Origin of the sequence: Flavimaribacter sediminis (assembly GCF_019492055.1) — a bacterium.
In the GTDB taxonomy this organism is placed as follows: domain Bacteria; phylum Pseudomonadota; class Alphaproteobacteria; order Rhizobiales; family Rhizobiaceae; genus Flavimaribacter; species Flavimaribacter sediminis.
Genome location: NZ_JAICBX010000002.1, coordinates 87728 through 107273 on the forward strand (window position 1 = coordinate 87728; position 19546 = coordinate 107273).

General features: G+C 60.9%; 13 protein-coding genes. 8 read left to right on the top strand and 5 right to left on the bottom strand.

Going from position 1 to position 19546, the window contains the following annotated elements:
• Nucleotides 1–106: 106 nt before the first annotated feature.
• Nucleotides 107–1804 (bottom strand): arylsulfatase, encoded by a 1698-nt coding sequence (locus tag K1W69_RS08665; protein WP_220229263.1) that lies wholly within the window; start codon nucleotides 1802–1804, stop codon nucleotides 107–109.
• A 305-nt stretch (nucleotides 1805–2109) separates the two neighbouring features.
• On the opposite strand from K1W69_RS08665, the gene K1W69_RS08670 reads away from it, so the two are divergent.
• Nucleotides 2110–3138: a helix-turn-helix domain-containing protein gene (locus K1W69_RS08670; protein WP_220227981.1), complete on the top strand. Its 1029-nt coding sequence runs from the start codon at nucleotides 2110–2112 to the stop codon at nucleotides 3136–3138.
• A gap of 11 nt (nucleotides 3139–3149) precedes the next feature.
• Here the strand turns inward: K1W69_RS08670 and K1W69_RS08675 are convergent, their stop codons facing one another.
• The 4 genes from K1W69_RS08675 to K1W69_RS08690 all read right to left on the bottom strand — a co-directional run bounded on the left by K1W69_RS08675 (nucleotide 3150) and on the right by K1W69_RS08690 (nucleotide 8954).
• Complete coding sequence (locus K1W69_RS08675) at nucleotides 3150–4574, bottom strand: coiled-coil domain-containing protein (protein ID WP_220227982.1); 1425 nt, start codon at nucleotides 4572–4574, stop codon at nucleotides 3150–3152.
• A gap of 10 nt (nucleotides 4575–4584) precedes the next feature.
• A complete protein-coding gene (locus tag K1W69_RS08680; RefSeq protein ID WP_220227983.1) occupies nucleotides 4585–5532 on the bottom strand; it encodes a DUF6384 family protein in 948 nt (315 codons plus the stop codon).
• Between the two features lie 17 nt (nucleotides 5533–5549).
• Nucleotides 5550–6740, bottom strand: coding sequence for a cell surface protein (locus K1W69_RS08685; protein ID WP_220227984.1), 1191 nt, complete (start codon nucleotides 6738–6740; stop codon nucleotides 5550–5552).
• A gap of 177 nt (nucleotides 6741–6917) precedes the next feature.
• A complete protein-coding gene (locus tag K1W69_RS08690; protein ID WP_220227985.1) occupies nucleotides 6918–8954 on the bottom strand; it encodes an NADH:flavin oxidoreductase in 2037 nt (678 codons plus the stop codon).
• A gap of 234 nt (nucleotides 8955–9188) precedes the next feature.
• Here K1W69_RS08690 and K1W69_RS08695 point away from each other — a divergent pair, with 234 nt between their 5' ends.
• The 7 genes from K1W69_RS08695 to K1W69_RS08725 all read left to right on the top strand — a co-directional run bounded on the left by K1W69_RS08695 (nucleotide 9189) and on the right by K1W69_RS08725 (nucleotide 19430).
• On the top strand, nucleotides 9189–9980 hold the full coding sequence (locus K1W69_RS08695) for a GntR family transcriptional regulator (protein WP_220227986.1): 792 nt from the start codon (nucleotides 9189–9191) through the stop codon (nucleotides 9978–9980).
• Between the two features lie 108 nt (nucleotides 9981–10088).
• Nucleotides 10089–11123 (top strand): TRAP transporter substrate-binding protein, encoded by a 1035-nt coding sequence (locus K1W69_RS08700; RefSeq protein ID WP_220227987.1) that lies wholly within the window; start codon nucleotides 10089–10091, stop codon nucleotides 11121–11123.
• A gap of 27 nt (nucleotides 11124–11150) precedes the next feature.
• Nucleotides 11151–11651: a TRAP transporter small permease gene (locus K1W69_RS08705; protein WP_220227988.1), complete on the top strand. Its 501-nt coding sequence runs from the start codon at nucleotides 11151–11153 to the stop codon at nucleotides 11649–11651.
• A 5-nt stretch (nucleotides 11652–11656) separates the two neighbouring features.
• Complete coding sequence (locus tag K1W69_RS08710; RefSeq protein ID WP_220227989.1) at nucleotides 11657–12928, top strand: TRAP transporter large permease; 1272 nt, start codon at nucleotides 11657–11659, stop codon at nucleotides 12926–12928.
• Between the two features lie 29 nt (nucleotides 12929–12957).
• A complete protein-coding gene (locus K1W69_RS08715; RefSeq protein ID WP_220227990.1) occupies nucleotides 12958–15288 on the top strand; it encodes a DUF3604 domain-containing protein in 2331 nt (776 codons plus the stop codon).
• A gap of 162 nt (nucleotides 15289–15450) precedes the next feature.
• Entirely contained in the window at nucleotides 15451–17070 is a 1620-nt protein-coding gene (locus tag K1W69_RS08720) for a Na/Pi cotransporter family protein (RefSeq protein WP_220227991.1), read from the top strand.
• A 161-nt stretch (nucleotides 17071–17231) separates the two neighbouring features.
• Nucleotides 17232–19430 carry a vanadium-dependent haloperoxidase gene (locus K1W69_RS08725; protein WP_220227992.1) on the top strand — a complete coding sequence of 733 codons (2199 nt, stop codon included), beginning with the start codon at nucleotides 17232–17234 and terminating at the stop codon, nucleotides 19428–19430.
• Nucleotides 19431–19546: the final 116 nt, after the last annotated feature.

Consider the following 19546-nt stretch of genomic DNA (forward strand, 5'->3'; position numbering starts at 1 on the left):
TCACTCTCAGGCTCTGATCGACAATGACTGGGGCGGTGCGCTTGTCGCAAAGGGGCGGCCCCTGCAAGGACCGCCCCATCTCGTCTGCAATGATCGAAAACCGGCCTCAGTCGCGGGCTGTATTCGAGCTTTTGACCTGTTGCATGACGGCGTCGAGGTTGTAGGCCGCCGGATGCTGCAGCGGCGGGAACTCCTTGTAGGTTTCCAATTCCTTCAGCCACAGAGCCTGACCGATTGGAAGCATGTTCCAGTCATAGGCGTAGGCCGTCGAAGGCGCAGCGAGCGCGCCGCCGACACTGTTGAACGTCTTGGTAAAGGAACCGATCGACTGCTCGAACGGATCGCGCTTGATGTTGACGACCTGTGTCCAGCTGAATGTCTGCGGGCCAAGGAAAGTCTTGCTCGGATCCTGGTCGACCATGGCAAAGTACATCTTCCAGTTCTTGTAACGGACTGCCGATGGCGTCGAGCCCGAGTAGTAGAAGAAGTGGTCGCGCACATTTTCCTTTTCGCCGGTCAGGACGCCAGTCTGGTTGAACCCGTCCAGCGTCGTCTTGACGATACCGGGATATTTTCCGGCCTCGATCTGCTCCTTCAGATCGTCGCCCTTGGGGCCGCCTGCGATTTCCACAAGGGTCGGCAGCCAGTCGAGCGCGGCGAATATCTCGTTGTTCACCGTGCCGGGCTTGATGTGGCCGGGCCAGCGAATGACGAGCGGAACGCGCATGCCGCCTTCCCATGTGGTCAGCTTGCCGGAAGCGAACGGGGTAACGCCGCCGTCCGGGAAGGTGATGGTCTCGGCGCCGTTGTCGGTGGTAAAGACGACGATCGTGTTGTCAAGCTCGCCCATCTCTTCAAGCTTGTCGAGCACGACGCCGATATTGTCGTCGAGCTGTTTCATGCCGACTTCGTTGATGCCCCAGTCCTTGCCGCCGCGTTCGCCAAGCATGGCTTCGTACTTTTCGGACAGAACGGTGGTGACGTGCATGCGGGCCGGATTATACCAGACAAAGAACGGCTTGCCGGTCTTTTCCGGGTCCTTGCGGTCGAGGAAGTCGACGACCTTCGCCGAGATCTCCTCGTCGATGGTCTTCGATCGATCGAGCGTCATCGGACCTTCATCCGAACAGCTCTGGTTGCCTTGCGTACCATCCGCCGAGGTACAGGCGATCACCGGCCGCGGCGGGGTCATGCAGAGACCTTCGGAGGGATCGATTGCGCCTTCCGGATCAGACAGGCCGGGTACGGGCGTGTTCGTGCAGGCCGGAACCACGGCTTGAACTGTCGGGCTCGAATTGATGTCGGGGAAGCTGACGCCCTGCATCGCATCGAGATGGTACAGATAGCCCCAGAACTCCTCGAAGCCGTGGGCCGTCGGCAGCGATTCGGCCGTATCGCCCAGATGGTTCTTGCCGAACTCGCCGGTCGAGTAACCCAGATCGCGCAGGAAGACGGCCAGCGAAGGCGTGCCCTTGCGCAGATAGGATTCGGAACCCGGAATCTCCGGCAACAGCATGCCGGCGCGCACCGGCGTCATGCCGGTAAAGAACGCGGTCCGGCCGGCCGTGCAGCTTTGTTCGGCATAGTAATCGGTGAACATCATGCCTTCGTTGCCGATCCGGTCGATATTCGGCGTTTCGCCGACCATCAGTCCGCGATGGTAGATGGATGGCTGCATGTAGCCGATATCGTCGCCCATGATGAACAGGATGTTCGGCTTTTCACCGGCTGATGAACTGCCGGCGCTGTCCTGCGCCAGAGCATCGACACCCGTCAGGGTCGATGCGGAAAGCACCGCAGCCATAACGGCCCCGGCATTCGCTTTGTATTTCAGTATTCCGAGCATGAAAACCCTCCGTTACACTCAGACTGCCAGGCCGCAACGCCGACAACAGTTGCCCTGTTCTGACAAGCAGACCTGGATTTATTGAGAGACCTGGACTGATCGCGATGCGATCCGGGAATGGACTGACATCCATCCGCACTGTATTCATATGCAGCAGGCAATTTACTTGTTAAGCTACAATCGCATCCGTCTCCCGGTACAACCTCTACATACAGAGAAGCTCGATCTTTGACTTTTCATTTCGCGTCACTTTGGAAATTGCTGTGCCCAGAATAACCGGTTCCATCCCGCTTGCCCGTCTCAGAGGAATTGGGACGCTGCCCTGCGTCGTCGAGGAACGCACTGGCGAGGATAGCCTGATCAGGATCCTTCGATCGGTCGGCTTGCCGCTAGAGGCGCTTGATCACCCCGACCTCCCGATCCCGGTGTCGCTGATCAGCGACCTCTTCGCTTCCAGCGCGGACAAGCTCGGGGACCGCACGCTTGGCGTCCGCATCGGCAAAAGCATGACTCACGAAGCCTGGGGATCCTGGACCGGCCGGAGCGCACAGGCGCCCAATCTGAAAATCGCGCTGCAGCGGCTGTGTCTGACGATAGGGGCCCATCTTTCCAGTGCCCGCATGACTCTGCAACAAGAAGACGGATACTGGATCTGGCGGTATACCCCGCCGCTCAGACGTGACCGGATCACCCAGTACTCCGATCATCTGATCTACCCGATGTTGACCTTTGCCCAGGTCTATCTCGGAAGCAACTGGCGTCCTGCCTGGGTTGAAGTGAACTATCCGCGCGACAGCTCCGTCCAGCTGATCGAGACCTTGTTGCGGACGTCCCTGCGCTGCGGCGGGGATGGCATTGCATTACCTCTGTCTGCCGAAGACCTCGTACAGCCGCATCCGGTCGAAATGTCGATTGTCGCAGGGGCACAGAATCTCAGGGAAATCACAGCCGACCTCGTTCTCGGCGATGCGCCGGAGCCGGCCCGTTCGTTTTCGGCCGTTGTTTCCTTGCGACTTCTGGAAGGCAAATCCGATATCGAAGGCGCGTCGCAAATGACCGGGCTGGGTGTTCAGGGGCTGCAACGTCGGCTACGCTCGCACGGTTACACCTATCAGAAGATCCTGGACGCGGCCCGGTGCGACCGGGCTGTCACCCTCCTCACGCAAACCGGTCTTTCTGTTGCGGAGATCGCGTACTCCCTCGGCTATGACGAACACGCCAGCTTTACCCGAGCGTTCAATCGCTGGATCGGATGCTCGCCGAATATTTTCAGAGCAAATTCTGCAAACTGAATCAGAAAGACCTAGAAACCGCCCCCCGTGCGGAAACCGCCCGATGATTTGCGCGATCTTCCGCCGCCGATCGATCCGCCGCCGGTCCATGGTCCCCGGGAGGAGCCCTTCGGCATCCTGATGCCGCCGCCGATACTGCCGCCGCGCGAACGCGGCCTGCGCTTGAAGCCCTTGTCGAACAATTCGTCCAGCACGCCGCCCTGCACGGCGCCCGTAAGAATGCCGCCGATCACCTCGCCGATAAGATCGCCATTGTCGAAACCGCCAGTCGGGTCATCATAGCCGGAGCGATAGAAACGGTCGCGCGAACGCTCGAGCTCGGCGCGCCGCGCCGCGAGCTTCGATGCATTTTCGCGCATCTCCGCGATCTGGTCTTCAATACTGGAAAGTTTGCCCTGGAGCGATTCGAGCTGTCTGACAATCGTGTCGTCCTCGGAGGTGGATGTAGCGCTGGCCTCGCGCCACAGCGTGCGCAAATCTTCCCGACCAAGCATGTTCGTCAGAGCGTCCATCGCCTGTCCGTATTCCGCGTCATTTCTCGCATCGAGCGTGGCTTCCTGTTCCGTACTCAGCCGTTCCAGTTCCGCCCTGAATTCCGCAAGCTCCTTTTCCGCCTCGGACAGCAGACCGTGCTCGCGGGCAAGCGCCTTCTCCAGGTCGATGACGCCGTTTTTCTCCAGTTCACGGCGCTCGATCGCCTCCAGCGCCTCGACTTCCGCCTGGGCCGCCTGCGCCACGCCGTCTGCGTGTTCACGCAGACGTGTCGGGATCTCGTTCAGCATGTGAAAGTCGCGTCTTGCTGCTTCAAAGCCGATCAGATGCGCAATCTTGCCGTCGAGGTATTTCGTCAAGCCGCCGGAGGTATAGCGCGAGGTCCCGTATCCTCGGTTCCAGAGATACATGAAAAGCGCATCGTCGCGGTAAGGCTCGCCTTTCTTTTCCAGGTCGCTTTCCGCAAGCTTCGCCTTCTCTTCAGCTGCTTGAGCGATTTCCGCTGCGCGGTCCGCCCTTTGTTTCTGTGCAAGCCATTCCGCGTCGTCCGAAAGTGAGGCCTCGATCCGCTGGTCCAGCTTGTCGATCGCCTTGACCGCGTTCTCCACGGCCTCGACCTTGTTGAGGCGCCCGGTCTCGATCGCCTCGATCTTCCGCGTCAGTTCATCGTGACGCAGCGAAAGGGTTCCCAGCTTCTTCTTCTGCCTCTCCAGAATGTCCAGGATCGATCGTTCTGTCCTGTCGATGCGGCCGATGACCTCTCCCTGCCGCAGACTGTCGATCCGGCTGCGCGCAAGCGCCTTGAAAGCTTCGGCCTGCTCGGCGCGAAGGCGCGCCGCGTCTTCGGTCGCGGCCCGCACCTGCGCCACGACGCCGTTTTCGTCATGCCTGATAAGCCCGATGGCGTTTTCGACGGAGGAAAGAGCATTGCGCGCCGGTATCATATCGCTCCCCCTACCAGCTCGTGATGGCGCCGTCAGAGACCGGCATGGCGTATTCGGGTTCAAGCGCTCCGCGCGCCTTCGTTCCCAATCGCCGGTCCTGAATAATGCCGTCGTTCTGCTTGTCGTCGCGCACGGCGTTGAACGTGCGTTCGGGCACCCGGACGCCCCACGTCGATACGGTCTGCGTCTCACCCGTTTCCTCGTTGCGGATTGGCAGAGAAAGAACCTTGCCGTCGGGATCGATCGCCTCGACGATCAGATAGTAGTTGCGGGCGCCTGTGTTGACGTCAGGAATACGAAACACGCCAGACTGACCGTTCTGGACGATCACCAGATCGTAAGTCTGCGCCAGTCGGCCACGCAAAGCGTTCAGACCGGCGATGGCCTTGCGCGCGCCATCGGCGTCGGCGTTTGCAAGCGCTGTCTGGCCGTCCGCAGTCAGGCGCTCAATTGCGCTGCGGGCCGCCTCGACATTCGCCTCGGCCAGCGCCGCGGCGGCTGTCGCCTGCAGCTGCTCCGGCAGGGTTTCGGTCAGCTCGATGCGCTGCGCTTCCGCCTCCTGACGGGCCGACGAGGCCTGCCACCACCAGCTTCCAGCCAAAAAGACGCACACAAGCAGGATCGCCGCAATCGCGCCGAACGTCAGACCGCGACGCACCCACAGCATGGCGAGAAAACGCTTTCCCGCCGATCCTTTAAGCTCATAGGTGAAGCGGCTTTCCTTCAGAGCACGAATGCCTTCGTCGAGGATCCGGTCGGTGACTTCCAGCCCCTGTGATTCGTAGATTTTGCGCAACCGGGCTTTGAGAGCTTCATCCCGCTCGCCCTGCCCAAGTTCGCGTGCGACAAGCTGCTCCTGATGACGCAGCGTGTCCACCACGTCCATCGCCATCATCAGGTCGTCGAGCTTCGCCGCCGGTTTCCCGGCCGCCACCGTTTGAGAACCGGCGTCGCCCATGGTACTCTACCCTATGATCACGCCGCGGGTTCTTCGAGAAGCAGCGCGTTGCCTTCCTCGGCAAGCCGGGCGATCCGCCGCTTGCCGTCCTCCACCGCGTCACGGATCTCTTCGGAATTCTGGGTGGCGAGCTTGCGCATCTCGGCGATGATCTCGGTCGATTTCTCCTGGTAGTTCACGACCGAATCCACCAGTTTCTTCACCGCGTCGGCGCGGATCGTCGGTCCGTAGCCTGCCTTTAGCGCCTCTTCCTGCACCTTTCCGCCGATTTCCGCCAGGACTTCGATGGACTGGGAAACGCCTTCCTTCATCTCGTTCAGGGTCTGGGTCGCCTCATGCAGGCCGAACATGCCGGTAAACGACGCCTTGAGCGCGGTCAGCACGGAATCATTGGTGGAGAAAAACGAGACCGACTGCTGGTAGACCCGCTCCTTTGCGGACGTCGTCTGCATCAGGCGCGCCATGATCACTTCAGATGTATTGTAGCCAATGGTCAGATTGTCAGCGAGATCCTTGGCGATCTGGTAGCGGCCTTCCTCGTTCTGCATCCGGCGCAAAAATTCGTCGCGAGCGAGTTCGAGCTTCGCCCTTTCGGCGGCGTCCTCACCCGCATAGGACGCCACGGCGTCGGACGCTTTCGTGAGGTCCGTCTTGGCCTCTTCCAGTTTCTGTTCGGCCTTCTTCAGCACTTCCAGCGCGGAGACTTCCGCCTGCTTGAGGGCGCCGCGGAAATCGCGATAGGCTTCGAGGATGATATGCTCGCGCTCGATGTTCTCCTTGTTGTCGCGGGAGACTTCGAGATAGGTTTCCTTGATGGCGTCGAAGCGGTCGGCGACGTCGCCGCGCGACACTTTCATCCACACATTGGTCGCTCTTTCAAAGATATCGACCTTGCTGTCGGCGAGCTGGTCGACCATGCGCTTGGCGTCATCGCGGATTGAGTTGAAGCCGTCGGTGATTTCCTTGTAGCGCTCGCCGATGTCCATCTGGCTGATCTGCTCGCGCACCACCTCGTTGAAGACGCCCATCTGGCCAAGCGTCCGGGTAATGACGGCGATGCGTTCCGGATCGAGATCGGTGATTTTTTCCAGAAGACCGACGATCGGCGCGTCTTCCGTGCCGCCTTCCGGCATCAGTCCGAGATCGCGCAGCGCATTCGTCGCCTTCTCAAGATACTGCATCGGTGTCTTTACCGCGATTTCGGCCATTTTCCTCTCCTTGTGACGATGTCGCCGTCAATTGATTGCCATGAATACTAGTTGAATGACCGAGAGCGGTCTATCCGACAGATATTCTTTTAACGCAGGTCTTTATCGCCCGCAGAACGACTTGCTCATTTCTTTATGACGACAGTGCGACTGTTTCGAACGGCGTTTGCGTTGACGTCACAGATTTCTGACTAGACGCAGGGCGTCGTAGATCGCCGCATGTGTATTGCGGGCCCCGACCGCGTCGCCGATGCGAAACAGGCGATAGCGGCCTTCCGGGTTGCGCATGACCGTCTGCGGATGGCCTGAAACGAAAGCCTCGTAATCCATCTCGCCGAGATTGGACGCGCCGGGTTTCAGTTCGAAATAGATGTCGTCGAGCGGCCGCGTCCCATGATTGACGACGACCTGATCGACCCTGCGCTCCCGCGTCGCGTCGCCATAGTCGCTGCCCACTGTCGCGATGAGCCCGTTGCCGTCGCCACGAACGCTCTTCAGACGCCACGTCACCGTAAATGCAACGTCGAGCTTCTGCATGCTGCGCATGTACGGAACGAGGTTCATTCCCATCACCTCCGGCGCGAAAGTCCTGTCCGGCGTCATGATCTCGACGCGCGCGCCAGTCGCCGCAATGATCTCGGCCGCCTGCAGGCCGGCGTGATCGCCGGCATCGTCATAGACCAGAACGTCGCTGCCGGCCTTCACGTCCCCGGCAAGTATGTCCCAGGCGGAGACGACGAGATCGCCGCCTTCGTCAAGCACCTCCGTATGCGGGAGACCGCCGGTCGCCATGATCACGATGTCCGGATCCTCGGCCAGGACCGCATCGGCGTCGGCAAAACTGTTGAAGTGGAACGTCACGCCCAGGCGCGTGCATTCGGCAAGCCTCCAGTCGATGATCGAGATCATCTCGCTGCGCCGCTTCGACAGCGCCGTCAGCCGAATCTGGCCGCCGGCGTCATTGGCCGCCTCGTGCACGACGACGTCGTGTCCGCGCTCGGCTGCGACGCGCGCCGCTTCCATGCCGGCCGGACCGGCGCCGACAATGACGATCCGCTTTCGATCGTCCGCCTTCTCGACGCGATGCGGCATGGTCAGTTCCCGACCGGTCGACGGATTGTGTATGCACAGGGCTTCCCCGCCCTGATAGATGCGGTCGAGGCAGTAATTCGCCCCGACGCAGGGCCGAATGGTCTCTTCCCTGCCCTCCATGATCTTGCGGACGATATGCGGCTCCGTCATATGGGCGCGGGTCATGCCCACCATGTCCAGCTTGCCGCTGGCGATGGCGTGCCGGGCCGTCGCGACGTCGGGAATGCGCGCGGCATGAAAGGTCGGCAAGGCCGTTTCAGACCTGATTTCGCCGGCGAAATCGAGATGCGGCGCGCTCGGCATGCCCTGGATCGGGATGACGTCGGTCAGGGCCGGATCCGTGTCGATGTGCCCGCGTATGACATTGAGGAAATCGACGAGGCCGCTCTTCTTCAGACGTCGCGAGATTTCCAGCCCCTCCTCGCGGCTGACGCCGCCCGGCAGCATCTCGTCACCCGAATAGCGAATTCCGACGATGAAGTCCGGACCGACGCGTTCGCGGATCGCCTCCAGCGTCTCGAAGGCGAAACGCAGGCGATTATCGAGGTCGCCGCCATAGGGCGCCTCCAGCGTGTTGGTCAGCGGCGACCAGAACTGGTCCATGAAATGGCCGTAGGATTCCAGCTCTATGCCGTCGAGACCTGCCGCCTTCATGCGCTCGGCCGCGTCTGCGTAGTCCTCGATGATGCGCGCGATATCCCAGTCTTCCACCTGTTTCGGGAATGCGCGGTGGGCCGCTTCCCGCTCGTGGCTGGAGGAGACAATCGGCAGCCAGTCGCCCTTGTCCCACCGGGTGCGCCTGCCGAGATGCGTGAGCTGGATCATCACCGCGGCGCCATGGTCATGGCATTCGTCGACCAGTTGCTTCATCCAGCCGACTACTTCGTCCTTCCAGGCAAGGATATTGTTGAAGGCCGGAGGACTGTCGCGCGACACCGACGCCGACCCCGCCGTCATCGTCAGCGCCACGCCGCCCTTCGCCCGCTCAACATGATAGGCGCGGTAGCGTTCCTTAGGCATGCCGTCTTCCGGATAGGCCGGCTCATGCGAACTGATCATGATCCGGTTGCGCAAGGTGAGATGCTTGAGCTGGTATGGCTGGAGGAGTGGATCGTTCGTCATTGTTCCCTCATGGCTGTGCACGGCATTGTGCATCCGCCGCAGGAACAAGACCAGCCGCATACGCGACAGGATCTGCCCATTTTTGTACCTGAACGACACAGAATCGCGCCTGTTTTTTCACCTTGCTGCTCAAAGAATCGCCATTCAACACATTAGTCCTCTATAGGACTTGACGCTATTTTCAGGCGATCTTAGTCTCAATGGCATAAAGTTCTCAAAAGGACTGAAACTGGCATGCCAGCCACCACGCTTCGCCCTGTAGAGGGCGGCCGGAACGGATCGCCGAAAGCGAAACACCGACAGATATCCGAAAGGATCCTGTCGGCGATCGAAGCAGGCCGCTGGCTGCCGGGCGACCAGTTGCCGGCCGAGGATCAACTCGCCGCCGAAACCGGCGCAAGTCTCGGCACGGTTCAGCGCGCCCTGCGCAGCCTCGTCGCCATGGGCGTGGTCGAGCGCCATCACGGCAAGGGCACCTTTGTGTCCGGCGCCCGCGCGCAGGAGCAGCAATTGCTGCATTTCCGTTTCATGGCGGAAGGCGGCACGCAGTTGCTGCCGGTCTATTTCCGCATCACAGGCGTGGAAACGACACGGGAGAGCGGCCCGTGGAGCCAGTTTCTTGACAGTTCCGACGGTGAATATATCCACATTCACCGCCTCGTTTCGGTCAACGACGAATTCGACGTCTTCAGCGAAATCTACCTGCCGGCGGACCGCTTTTCGGAGCTGGCCCGATTGAGCGAGACAACGCTCAACGGCGTCTCCTTCCGCGACATGCTAGCCGAACGCTTCAACGCGCCGACCCTGAACGCGCGCCAGACAATGGCCTGCCAGCCCCTGCCGCCGCGCGTCTCGCGGCTCCTTGGCGTAATGCCGGGCCAATACGGGATCGTCTGGGTGATCGGCGGCCTGAGCTACCGCGACGCTCCGATCACCTGGCAGCGCATCTTCGTGCCGCCAAGCGACCGCGTCATCGAAATCGTCCAGGCAATGCCACACGGACAAGCCAAGGCGGTTAGCCTTTGAAATGATTCATCTGACCCCGGCAACCACGAGAATGGGCGACCAAGTCCATCAACCATCGCCTTCGGGAAGCGAACACGATCATCCATACAGGAGAACGACACTATGGAAATGACCATGCCAACCCTTTCCGGCTTTGCGCGGAAAACCTTCACCAGCCTGCGCGGCGTCGCCGCCGTCGCCCTCGTCAGCGGTCTGGCCCTTGGCCCGGCGTCCGCCGAGGACTACCCGGAGATGACGCTGAAATTCGGCCATCCCTATGCAGAGACCCATCCGCTCGCCAAGGGCGCGCAGATGTTCGCCGACACGATCGCCGAAAAGTCCGACGGCGCCATCACAGTCGAGGTCTTCCCGAACAGCACGATCGGTTCGTCGCGCGATCTGGTCGAGAGCATCCAGATCGGCGTCGTCGATTTCGCCCTGGTGCCAACCACCAATGTGGCGAGCTTCTATCCGCCGCTCGATATCTTCTACCTGCCTTTCCTGTTCCGTGACAGCGAACACGCCTATGCGGTCTCCGACGGACCTGTCGGAGAGGCGCTCTACGCCGATATGCTCGACAAGACCGGCATCCGCACGCTCGGCATGTATGAAAGCGGCTTCCGCACGATCACCACCCGGGACAAGAAGATCGAGAAGCCAGAGGACATGGAAGGCGTGAAGTTCCGCGTGGTCAACAACCCGCTCAACGTGGCGACCTTCAAGGCGCTCGGCGCCAACCCGACGCCGATGGCGCTTTCGGAAGTCTTCACCGGCTTGCAGCAGGGGACCGTCGACGGCCAGGACAATCCGGTCGGTAACGTCAAGGCCTTCGGCTTCGACAAGGTGCAGGGCAACATCACGCTCTCCAACCACCAGTGGGCCGGCATCATGTTCCTTGCCGACGACAAGATGTGGGCTGACCTTCCGGACAATGTGAAGGACCTCTTCGCCGCGACCGCAAAGGAAACCCAGGAATGGGAGCGCAAGGAACTGAACGCCGTCGAGTCCCAGTATCTCGACGAGATGGAGGCCGACGGCATGGTCGTCACCCGTCTGACGCCGGAACAAGCCGCCGCTTTCCAGAAGGCGATGGAACCGGTCTGGGAAGAGTATCGCGAAAAGATCGGCTCTGATCTCATTCAGTCCGCCGTCGAAGCGAATTGATCAAGAACCGCCGCCGGGGTCCTCGTCATGCAGGCAATTCGTAAACTGCTGGACATATCGGAACGCACCCTGGCGGTGGTCTGCATATTATCGTTCGTCGCGATGTTCGTTCTCGGCATCGCGACGGTCGTCTTCCGCTTCATCATCCAGAGTTCGCTCGCCTTTCCGGACGAGCTCATCCGTTATCTGTTCGTGTGGATGATTTTCCTCGGATCGGCGATCGCTTTCCGACGCAACATGCATGCGGCAATCGGCGTGCTGGTCGCCTATTTGCCGTCGACGCTCAAACGCGCCGCACTTGTCTTCGCAACGCTGATCAGCGGGTTCTTCTTCCTCGACATCATGATCTATGGGATCGATCTGACGCTGAGGGTCCGGCCGCAAATCTCGCCGGCGCTCGAAGTTTCCATGGCCTGGGTCTATGGCGCCGTGCCGGTCGGCATGGCCTTTCTGCTTGTCTACGCCGTCGAGCTTCTGGTCATCCAGAGCCGCGCGCCCGCCGATGAACTGCTGACGGAAGGTCACTGAAAGCCATGATCACCGCCGCGATCTTCGGTTCCTTCCTGATCCTGCTGATCCTTCGTGTGCCGATCGCCGTCGCGCTCGGCTTTTCGAGCGTCATAGGCCTGTGGCTCAGCGATATCAGTCTGGAAATCGTCGCCCAGCGCATGTTCTCGACGAACAATTCCTTTCCGCTGCTGGCGATTCCCTTCTTCATTCTGGCCGGCGAAATCATGTCGACAGGCGGCATGTCGCGGCGTCTCGTCGGCTTCGCCGCCTCGCTGGTCGGCCACCTCACCGGCGGCCTCGGCGCCGTCGCCATCCTTGGCTCCAGCTTCTTTGCGGCGCTCTCCGGCTCCAACGCCGCGACCGTCGCCGCCATCGGCGGGGTCATGAACCAACCGATGGAGGAAAAAGGCTACCGTCCTCAACACACGGCGGCGACCATTGCCGCCGCTGGCGTCACCGGCATGATCATTCCGCCCAGCATTCTGTTGATCCTCTTCGGCGTCGTCACCGGCGTCTCCATCGCCGACCTGTTTCTCGCCGGCCTCGCGCCCGGAATTCTGATCTGCGTCAGCATGCTGATTCTCAACCGGTTCCTGGCTGTCCGCGAAGGCGTGGAAAAGACCGAGTTTCAGGGATCCACGGAAATCTGGCGCAGCTTCAAGGCCGCTTTCTGGCCGCTGCTGATGCCGGTGATCATCCTCTCCGGCATCTATGGCGGCGTGTTCACGCCAACTGAAGCCGCGATCGTGGCGGTGCTTTACGGGCTCGTCGTCGGATTGTTCTACCGGGAGCTCACGCTCGCCGCCCTCTACCGCGCCTTCTTCCGCGCGGTGCTGTCCTCGGCCGTCGTCATGTTCATCATGAACGCCGCCGGCGTCTTCGCCTGGCTGATCACCATCAACCAGATTCCTCAGGGCATATCGAGCTACCTCGCCGAAATCGCTGGCGGCCCGATCGTCTACCTTCTGCTCGTCAACGTGTTTCTGCTGATCGTCGGCTGCATGATGAATGCGGCCGCGGCCATCGTCATCTTCACCTCGATCCTCTATCCGGCTGCCATGAGCTTCGGCATCGACCCGGTGCTGTTCGGAATCATCGTTTCGGTCAATCTCAGCATCGGCACGGTGACGCCTCCGCTCGGCGTCGACCTGTTCATCGCATCGGCTATCACCAAGGTCTCGATCGAGCGCATCGTCACCGTTATCTGGCCCTATGTCCTGGTGCTGCTCCTGGATCTCCTTCTGATCACCTATTTCCCGCCCATATCGCTGTCTCTCGTTAGGATCTTCGGATAGATCTCCGAAATCACGCCGGAATGCCTGAAATGACTAAAAACGCCATCGAAGACCAGGAGGACGGACGTCCCTGGGCAACCGTCAACAGCGGTGTCATTCGTACCCCCATCGCGCCGTCAGTGCTCGGCCATGCCGAGATATCGCCCTCGGGCAATTTCGAGGCGGGTTCCTTCGCGTCCTTTACGCTCGTCTATACGGCCGGCGTCTATGGCGTCGACGATTCCGGCAGTCTGCGCGTCTGTTTCCGCTTCGCCTCCGACCAGGGCAATCCGCAGTTCGACGATCCGACAGGCTCCAACTATTGCACGGTCGAAGCCTCCAACGGCGCGATCCTGCAATTGCGCTGGGACCCGAAAGGCAATGTGCGCCCCTGGGACCGCACGCTCTGGATCAAGGTGGTCAAGGGGTTCCTCGAGGAGGGCGAGACCATCACGATCCGATTCGGCGTGATGGACCATGGCGGCCCGGGCATGCGCCTGCAAACCTTCTGCGAGGACACGTTCGAGTTCCGCGTGCTGGTCGACCCGATCGCCACCTTCAATTTCCAGACCCTGCCCGTCCAGCCCGCGATCGCCATTGTTCCGGGCGCCCCGGAACGCTACGTCGCCGTGCTGCCGACGCTCCGGCGTCCGGGCGAACCCTTTACGCTGAAGGTCAAGGGAGAAGATAAGTGGGGCAACCCCTCGAACCGGTGCAATACGCGGCTCCGGCTCGAAGCGGAGGGCGTCATTGAGGGCCTGCCCGAAACGCTGGATCTGGCCGAAGGCGACTTCGCATTCACGGTTCCCGGCCTCTCGGCCAGCGAACCCGGCAAGGTGTCGGTTACCTTGAAGGACGAGGCCGGAACGGTCGTGGCGAGAACGAACCCGCTGTTGATCGAAGACAGACCGCTCATCCATTACTGGGCCGATCTCCACGGCCAGTCGGAAGAGACGATCGGCACCGGCAGCGCCAGCGCCTATTTCGAATTTGCGCGCGACAGGGCCTTTGTCGACGCCTGCGGCCATCAGGGCAACGACTTCCAGATCAGCGACGCCTTCTGGGACGAGTTGAACCGCATTACAGCGGAGTTCGACGCGCCGGGTGAGTTCGTGGCGCTTCCGGGTTACGAATGGTCCGGCAACACGGCGCTGGGTGGCGACAGGAACGTCTTCTTTCCCGATGAAGGACGCACGATCCGCCGATCCTCGCACGCGCTGATCGAGGATAGCGAAACCGCCGACACGGATTGTACAACCGCCCGCGAGCTTTTCGAGGCCTTTGCCGACAACAACGAATCCGACGTCGTCTGCTACGCCCATTGCGGCGGGCGCTATGCGGATATCGGATTCGCCCATGACAGCCGGTTCGAAAAATCCGTTGAAGTGCACTCGTCCTGGGGCACTTTCGAGTGGCTGCTTCACGACGCCCTGAAGCTCGGATACCGGGTCGGCGTCGTCGCTAATTCGGACGGCCACAAGGGGCGTCCGGGCGCCAGCTATCCAGGCGCCGGCAAGTTCGGCGCGATCGGTGGCCTGACCTGCTTCAACCTGCCTGAGTTAACGCGTTCCGCCCTGCTCGACTGCATGCGCAAGCGCCGCCACTTTGGCACGACCGGCGGCGACGCCGGCCGCATGGTGATCGACCTGACCGCCGCATTCGATGCGCCCGGCAATCTCTATCATGACGATCCGGCGCTGGGGCCGGCCAAGTCCCATTCCGCCACCGAAGCGATGATGGGAGACATCGTCCATCTGCCGGAAGGGCAGATGCAGATTTCGGCGTCAGTCGAAACCAGCTCCCCCATCATCCGGGTCGACATCTTCAACGGGCTGGAGCTGGTCGAGACGGTGCGTCCGTATTCGAAAGCGGATCTCGGAAAGCGCATCCGCCTGCATTGGGAAGGCGCAGAATATCGCGGCCGGTTCCGCGAGGTCATCTGGGATGGCTCCGCCAGCATTGACGGCAATAGCGTTGTTGAGTCTAAACCCGTCAATTTCCTAAATCGCGACAAGACGCTGGACCTTGTGAGTGAAACAGAAATCGCCTGGAAGGCCCTGACGACAGGCAACTTCGGCGGGGCCGACCTGCTCCTCGCCGACAGCGAAGCTGGAACGCTATCGGTCAAAACACCGCTCATTTCCTTTGAAATTCCGCTCGCGGAGATCGGACTGGAAGATACGGTGTTCGACGCCTCGGCCAATCTGCCGCGTTTCATCAAGCTTTACCGGCTGCCGGATCACAATCCGCACTGCTCCCTTTCATTCACCCGGTCGATCGCCCTCAAGCCTGAAGGCGACAATCCGGTCTATGTCCGGGTGGAGCAGGAAGACGGGACCCGCGCCTGGACCAGCCCGATCTACGTATTCCGCAAGAATTGAGGAATGGCTTCGGGTTAGACCTGCGACTAAACTCTGTCCGCCATTGACACGGCTCAATGCGTTCTGCGCGCCAAGAGCCTATGATCGAAAGATGTCACGGTGGGAGAAACGCATGCGCCGGTCGCACGAAACCCGCTTCGCCAATATTGGTGATCTTCGACGATGACCGCCAGCATCCTGCATACGCTCGGCGGCGTCGGCCTCTTCCTGCTCGGCATGATCTGGCTGACAGAGGGCTTGCGGGGTCTGAGCGGCGACGCCCTGCGCAATGCACTCGCCCGCTTTACCCGAACGCCGTTTAGCGGCGCTGTGACAGGGGCGATCGCAACGGCCGCGATCCAATCCTCCAGCGCGACGACCGTGACGGCCGTGGGATTCGTCAGCGCGGGACTGCTGACCTTTCCGCAGGCATTAGGCGTGATCTTCGGCGCCAATATCGGCACAACCATCACGGGATGGCTGGTGGCGATCCTTGGCTTCAAGCTGCATCTCGGCGAGATCGTCCTGCCGTTCGTGTTCGTCGGCGCCCTTTTGCGGTTGTTCGGCGGAACGCGGGCCAGTCTCGTCGGAACGGCGCTCGCCGGTTTCAGCCTCCTGTTCATGGGCATCGACGCCATGCAGTCCGGCATGGCCGGTTTCGAAGGCATTGTCACGCCGACAAGCTTTCCAGACGACAGCCTGTTCGGCCGGCTGCAGCTTGTCCTCATCGGCGTCGCCATCACGCTGGTCACCCAGTCGTCCAGTGCCGGCGTCGCCACGGCTCTGGCGGCTCTTGGCGCCGGCGCAATCAACTTTCCCCAGGCCGCGGCCATGGTGATCGGCATGGATGTCGGCACCACGTTCACGGCGGCGCTCGCCACGCTCGGCGGCGCAACGGCGGCGCGACGCACCGGGCTTTCCCACGTCATCTACAATGTGCTGACAGGCGTCATGGCGTTTTTCCTGCTCGGCCCGTTTTCGATCATGGTCGCATCGATGGTGGAGCGGGGCGACGGACAGGTTGCGCTGGTCGCCTTTCACACCTCCTTCAACCTGCTCGGCGTCCTGATCGTGCTGCCTTTCGCAGGGCCATTCGCCCGGCTGATCACCGTTCTTGTGCCGGAGCGGGGCCCGCATCTGACGAACAGACTGGGACGTCAGATGCTCAGCGATCCCGACGCCGCGACCGACGCCGTAACGGCGACTGTTGACGAGATTGTGCGGGAACACTTCAGCTCCCTCGCCAGTCGTCTTGACCACTCGGAAACCAGTCGTGCGGATCAGGCCGCATTGCGCGTGATTTCCGACGCGCTCGACGAAACCCGCCGCTTCGTCGACACGCTTCCATCGGGCGCGCCGAATTCGCCGCAGGCGCAGCGTATCGTTGCGACCCTCCACATTCTGGATCACCTTCAAAGGCTCTATTACCGTTGCACCCAGACAAAGCGTCTGGAAACGCTCCAGACAGACCACCGCCTCCGTCGCCTTGCCCGCATCCTGCAGAGTCTGACCGCCGAAGCAGCGACTGGCGCGAATCCGGAACGGGCCGAGCAGCGCCTCAACCGCCTCCGCCGGATCCTGCGCGTACAGCGCGACACCTATCGCGAGCACCTGCTCTTGCAGGCGTCCAACGATCAGCTCGACACGGATGAGGCGATCCTTAGGCTGGACGCGCTGCGCTGGCTGCACCGGGTAGTCTATCATCTGTGGCGCATCCAGCATCATGTGGCGCGAATGCATGCAGCGCGCGTCACGGCGTCGCCCCGGCGCGAAGCCGCGTTAGAAATTCTTGAAGACCGCTGAATACTTCAGCGGTTACGTGATTAACAAAGTAAATATATATTTCAAATTACAAATATAGATAGTTCTTATCTTTAAAAAATAACCAGAAGTTGTGATTAAAACCACAGATATATTCGATCCGAATTGCACTCCTTGTCGAGTTCACGACAGGGAGACTAAACATGTCTATACAACTCAATCCTATACCCAATGGCGAGTTGCGCGCTTCGACGTCAAAACGTGTGCGCGAAGAAGCAGCCAAGGTTGCGTATAAACGGGTCACGCCAAAGAAACAGAAAAACAATGGCGAGGCGGCTGCATCCGGTCCGCGCCTGGCGACCTTCAGCAAGGGTCTCACCCATGACGACCATGGCGTAGCGGATCACAAGCAACTCGATACGCTGATCGAGCAGCTGAACCAGCATCTCGACCCGCCCCATGATGCGGAAACGCCCTTTCCCGGAACCTATACCAGCAAGCTGCCGGCCCCTTTCAAGGTTCCCAATTATGGCGACGGCGCCAAGGGCTATGCCTGGCATAAATCGCTGAAATGGCGAAGCTGGGAGAGCCCGCTTTCCGGGCAGGCCTATGAAATCAACGGCCCGGACCCGGACCAGGTCGCCATGCCGCCTGCGCCGGTGGCTGGATCTGCCGAACTGATCGCGGAAATGGCGGAAGTCTACGCCATGGCGTGTTTGCGCGACACGGCGTTCGAAAGCTGGAGGACAACCGCGACCAGCGTCGTCGGCATGCTCAATTGTCTGGATTATTTTTCCGATCCGGATTTCGCAGACGACCCCGATGCCCGCGCCAAATCGAGGCGGGAAGCCCGCCGAGGCGACGGCTCCAACAATCTCACGCCAGGCAACCTGTTTCGCGGGTCAACGCCGGGGTGCATGGCCGGCCCCTATATCTCGCAATTCCTTCTGATCGGAAACAAGGAGCGCGGGGGCGACCCCCGCAAGCCGGAGAGCGCTCCGCAATTGGAGCAGTCTCCGGTGACGGGAAAGGCAGCCGACGCCTATAGCCGCGCCGCGCGTTTCGCCACCGTCGGCGCCGATGGACTGGCAAAACACAGCGACGGCTATGTTCAATACGGGGCCCAGACGATACCGCAGCAACTGGTTCCGCACCTTGCCGGACGCGATCACATGACCAACTGGAGACACTGGATCGACGTCCAGAACGGCGCGAACCTGAAAGACGGCTTCGACCTCTTCGAAAAGGAACCGCGCTTTATCTCGACGCCGCGTGATCTCGCGACCTATGTTCATTTCGACGCGCTCTACCAGTCCTACCTCAATGCATGCCTCATTCTTCTGGGACAGGGCATGCCGACGGATATTGGTCTGCCGGAAGGCGCCGGTCATCCGACACGCGACGGCTTCGCGTTGTTCGGCGGGCCGCACATCCTCACACTGGTCACGGAAGTCGCCACGCGCGCCCTGAAAGCGGTGCGGCGTCAAAAATACAACATTCACCTCAGGGCGCGCCCGGAAGCCATTGCCGCCGCCATCACTTTGGCCTGGAATGCAACGGACGGCGACCAGCAGCACAAGGCGATGGGCGTCGATGCGCACAAGTTCATCGCGATGAAGGACGCTCTGAAAGAGACAGGGCTTCTCGACGAAATATGCGCCCACAATGCAAAGCAGAACGCCAAATGGAAGTCGGACGGATGGCCTGTCGACCATTGCTGGATCGACGAATCGAAAAATGGTCTTCTGCCCATGGCGTTTCCCGAGCGATCTCCGATGCATCCGTCCTATGGCGCCGGTCACGCCACCGTCGCAGGCGCATGCGTAACCATCCTCAAGGCGTTCTTCGAGATGTACCGTATTCCGGAAGGGACCAAACGCGGACAAGTGCCGCTTGACGACCTGATGGAAAACGCGCCGGATTCCTTCTTCGGCCAGGAGCTGACTATCACAGGCAAGCCTGATGACGGCGGCGTTCAGGTCGGGATCGGCATCCCCGACATCTACATCGCCGATGCCGCCCATCCTTCGAAACTCGCCAGTTACGGCGGGGGCGACAAACACGCCATCACGGTCCAGGGCGAACTCAACAAGCTCGCCGCCAATATCTCGATCGGTCGGGATTTCGCCGGCGTCCACTACTACACGGACTATTATGAGTCGCTGCGCATGGGCGAACGAATTGCCGTCGGCGTGCTGCAGGAGCAGATGCTGACCTACCGTGAACCGGTCTCGATGCGCTTAACGAGCTTCGATGGCGACCTGATGCTGATAAGCGGCAGCGGCGGCTCGCGTTCCGGCGGCGGAGACCCGGATGACGCCGTTGTTCAGGTTTGGCGTCGCGACGGCGGTTCAACGTCCACTGTTGATTTCAAGGAATGGTGGAACCGGGCGACTGCTTGAACGTCTGTTCGTTCCGGCGCGTTTGCAAAACGCGCCGGAATAGCATCGTTCTTTCTGGCCCGCTGACCAGAAGCGAACAAAAGGCGTACGAACCTGCTGCATTTCATCAGGTTTTG

Coding starts and splice junctions, on each gene's coding strand:
- K1W69_RS08665 (WP_220229263.1), bottom strand. CDS start 1,804: ATGGCTGCGGTGCTTTCCGCATCGACCCTGACGGGTGTCGATGCTCTG.
- K1W69_RS08675 (WP_220227982.1), bottom strand. CDS start 4,574: ATGATACCGGCGCGCAATGCTCTTTCCTCCGTCGAAAACGCCATCGGG.
- K1W69_RS08680 (WP_220227983.1), bottom strand. CDS start 5,532: ATGGGCGACGCCGGTTCTCAAACGGTGGCGGCCGGGAAACCGGCGGCG.
- K1W69_RS08685 (WP_220227984.1), bottom strand. CDS start 6,740: ATGGCCGAAATCGCGGTAAAGACACCGATGCAGTATCTTGAGAAGGCG.
- K1W69_RS08690 (WP_220227985.1), bottom strand. CDS start 8,954: ATGACGAACGATCCACTCCTCCAGCCATACCAGCTCAAGCATCTCACC.
- K1W69_RS08695 (WP_220227986.1), top strand. CDS start 9,189: ATGCCAGCCACCACGCTTCGCCCTGTAGAGGGCGGCCGGAACGGATCG.
- K1W69_RS08700 (WP_220227987.1), top strand. CDS start 10,089: ATGACCATGCCAACCCTTTCCGGCTTTGCGCGGAAAACCTTCACCAGC.
- K1W69_RS08705 (WP_220227988.1), top strand. CDS start 11,151: ATGCAGGCAATTCGTAAACTGCTGGACATATCGGAACGCACCCTGGCG.
- K1W69_RS08710 (WP_220227989.1), top strand. CDS start 11,657: ATGATCACCGCCGCGATCTTCGGTTCCTTCCTGATCCTGCTGATCCTT.
- K1W69_RS08715 (WP_220227990.1), top strand. CDS start 12,958: ATGACTAAAAACGCCATCGAAGACCAGGAGGACGGACGTCCCTGGGCA.
- K1W69_RS08720 (WP_220227991.1), top strand. CDS start 15,451: ATGACCGCCAGCATCCTGCATACGCTCGGCGGCGTCGGCCTCTTCCTG.
- K1W69_RS08725 (WP_220227992.1), top strand. CDS start 17,232: ATGTCTATACAACTCAATCCTATACCCAATGGCGAGTTGCGCGCTTCG.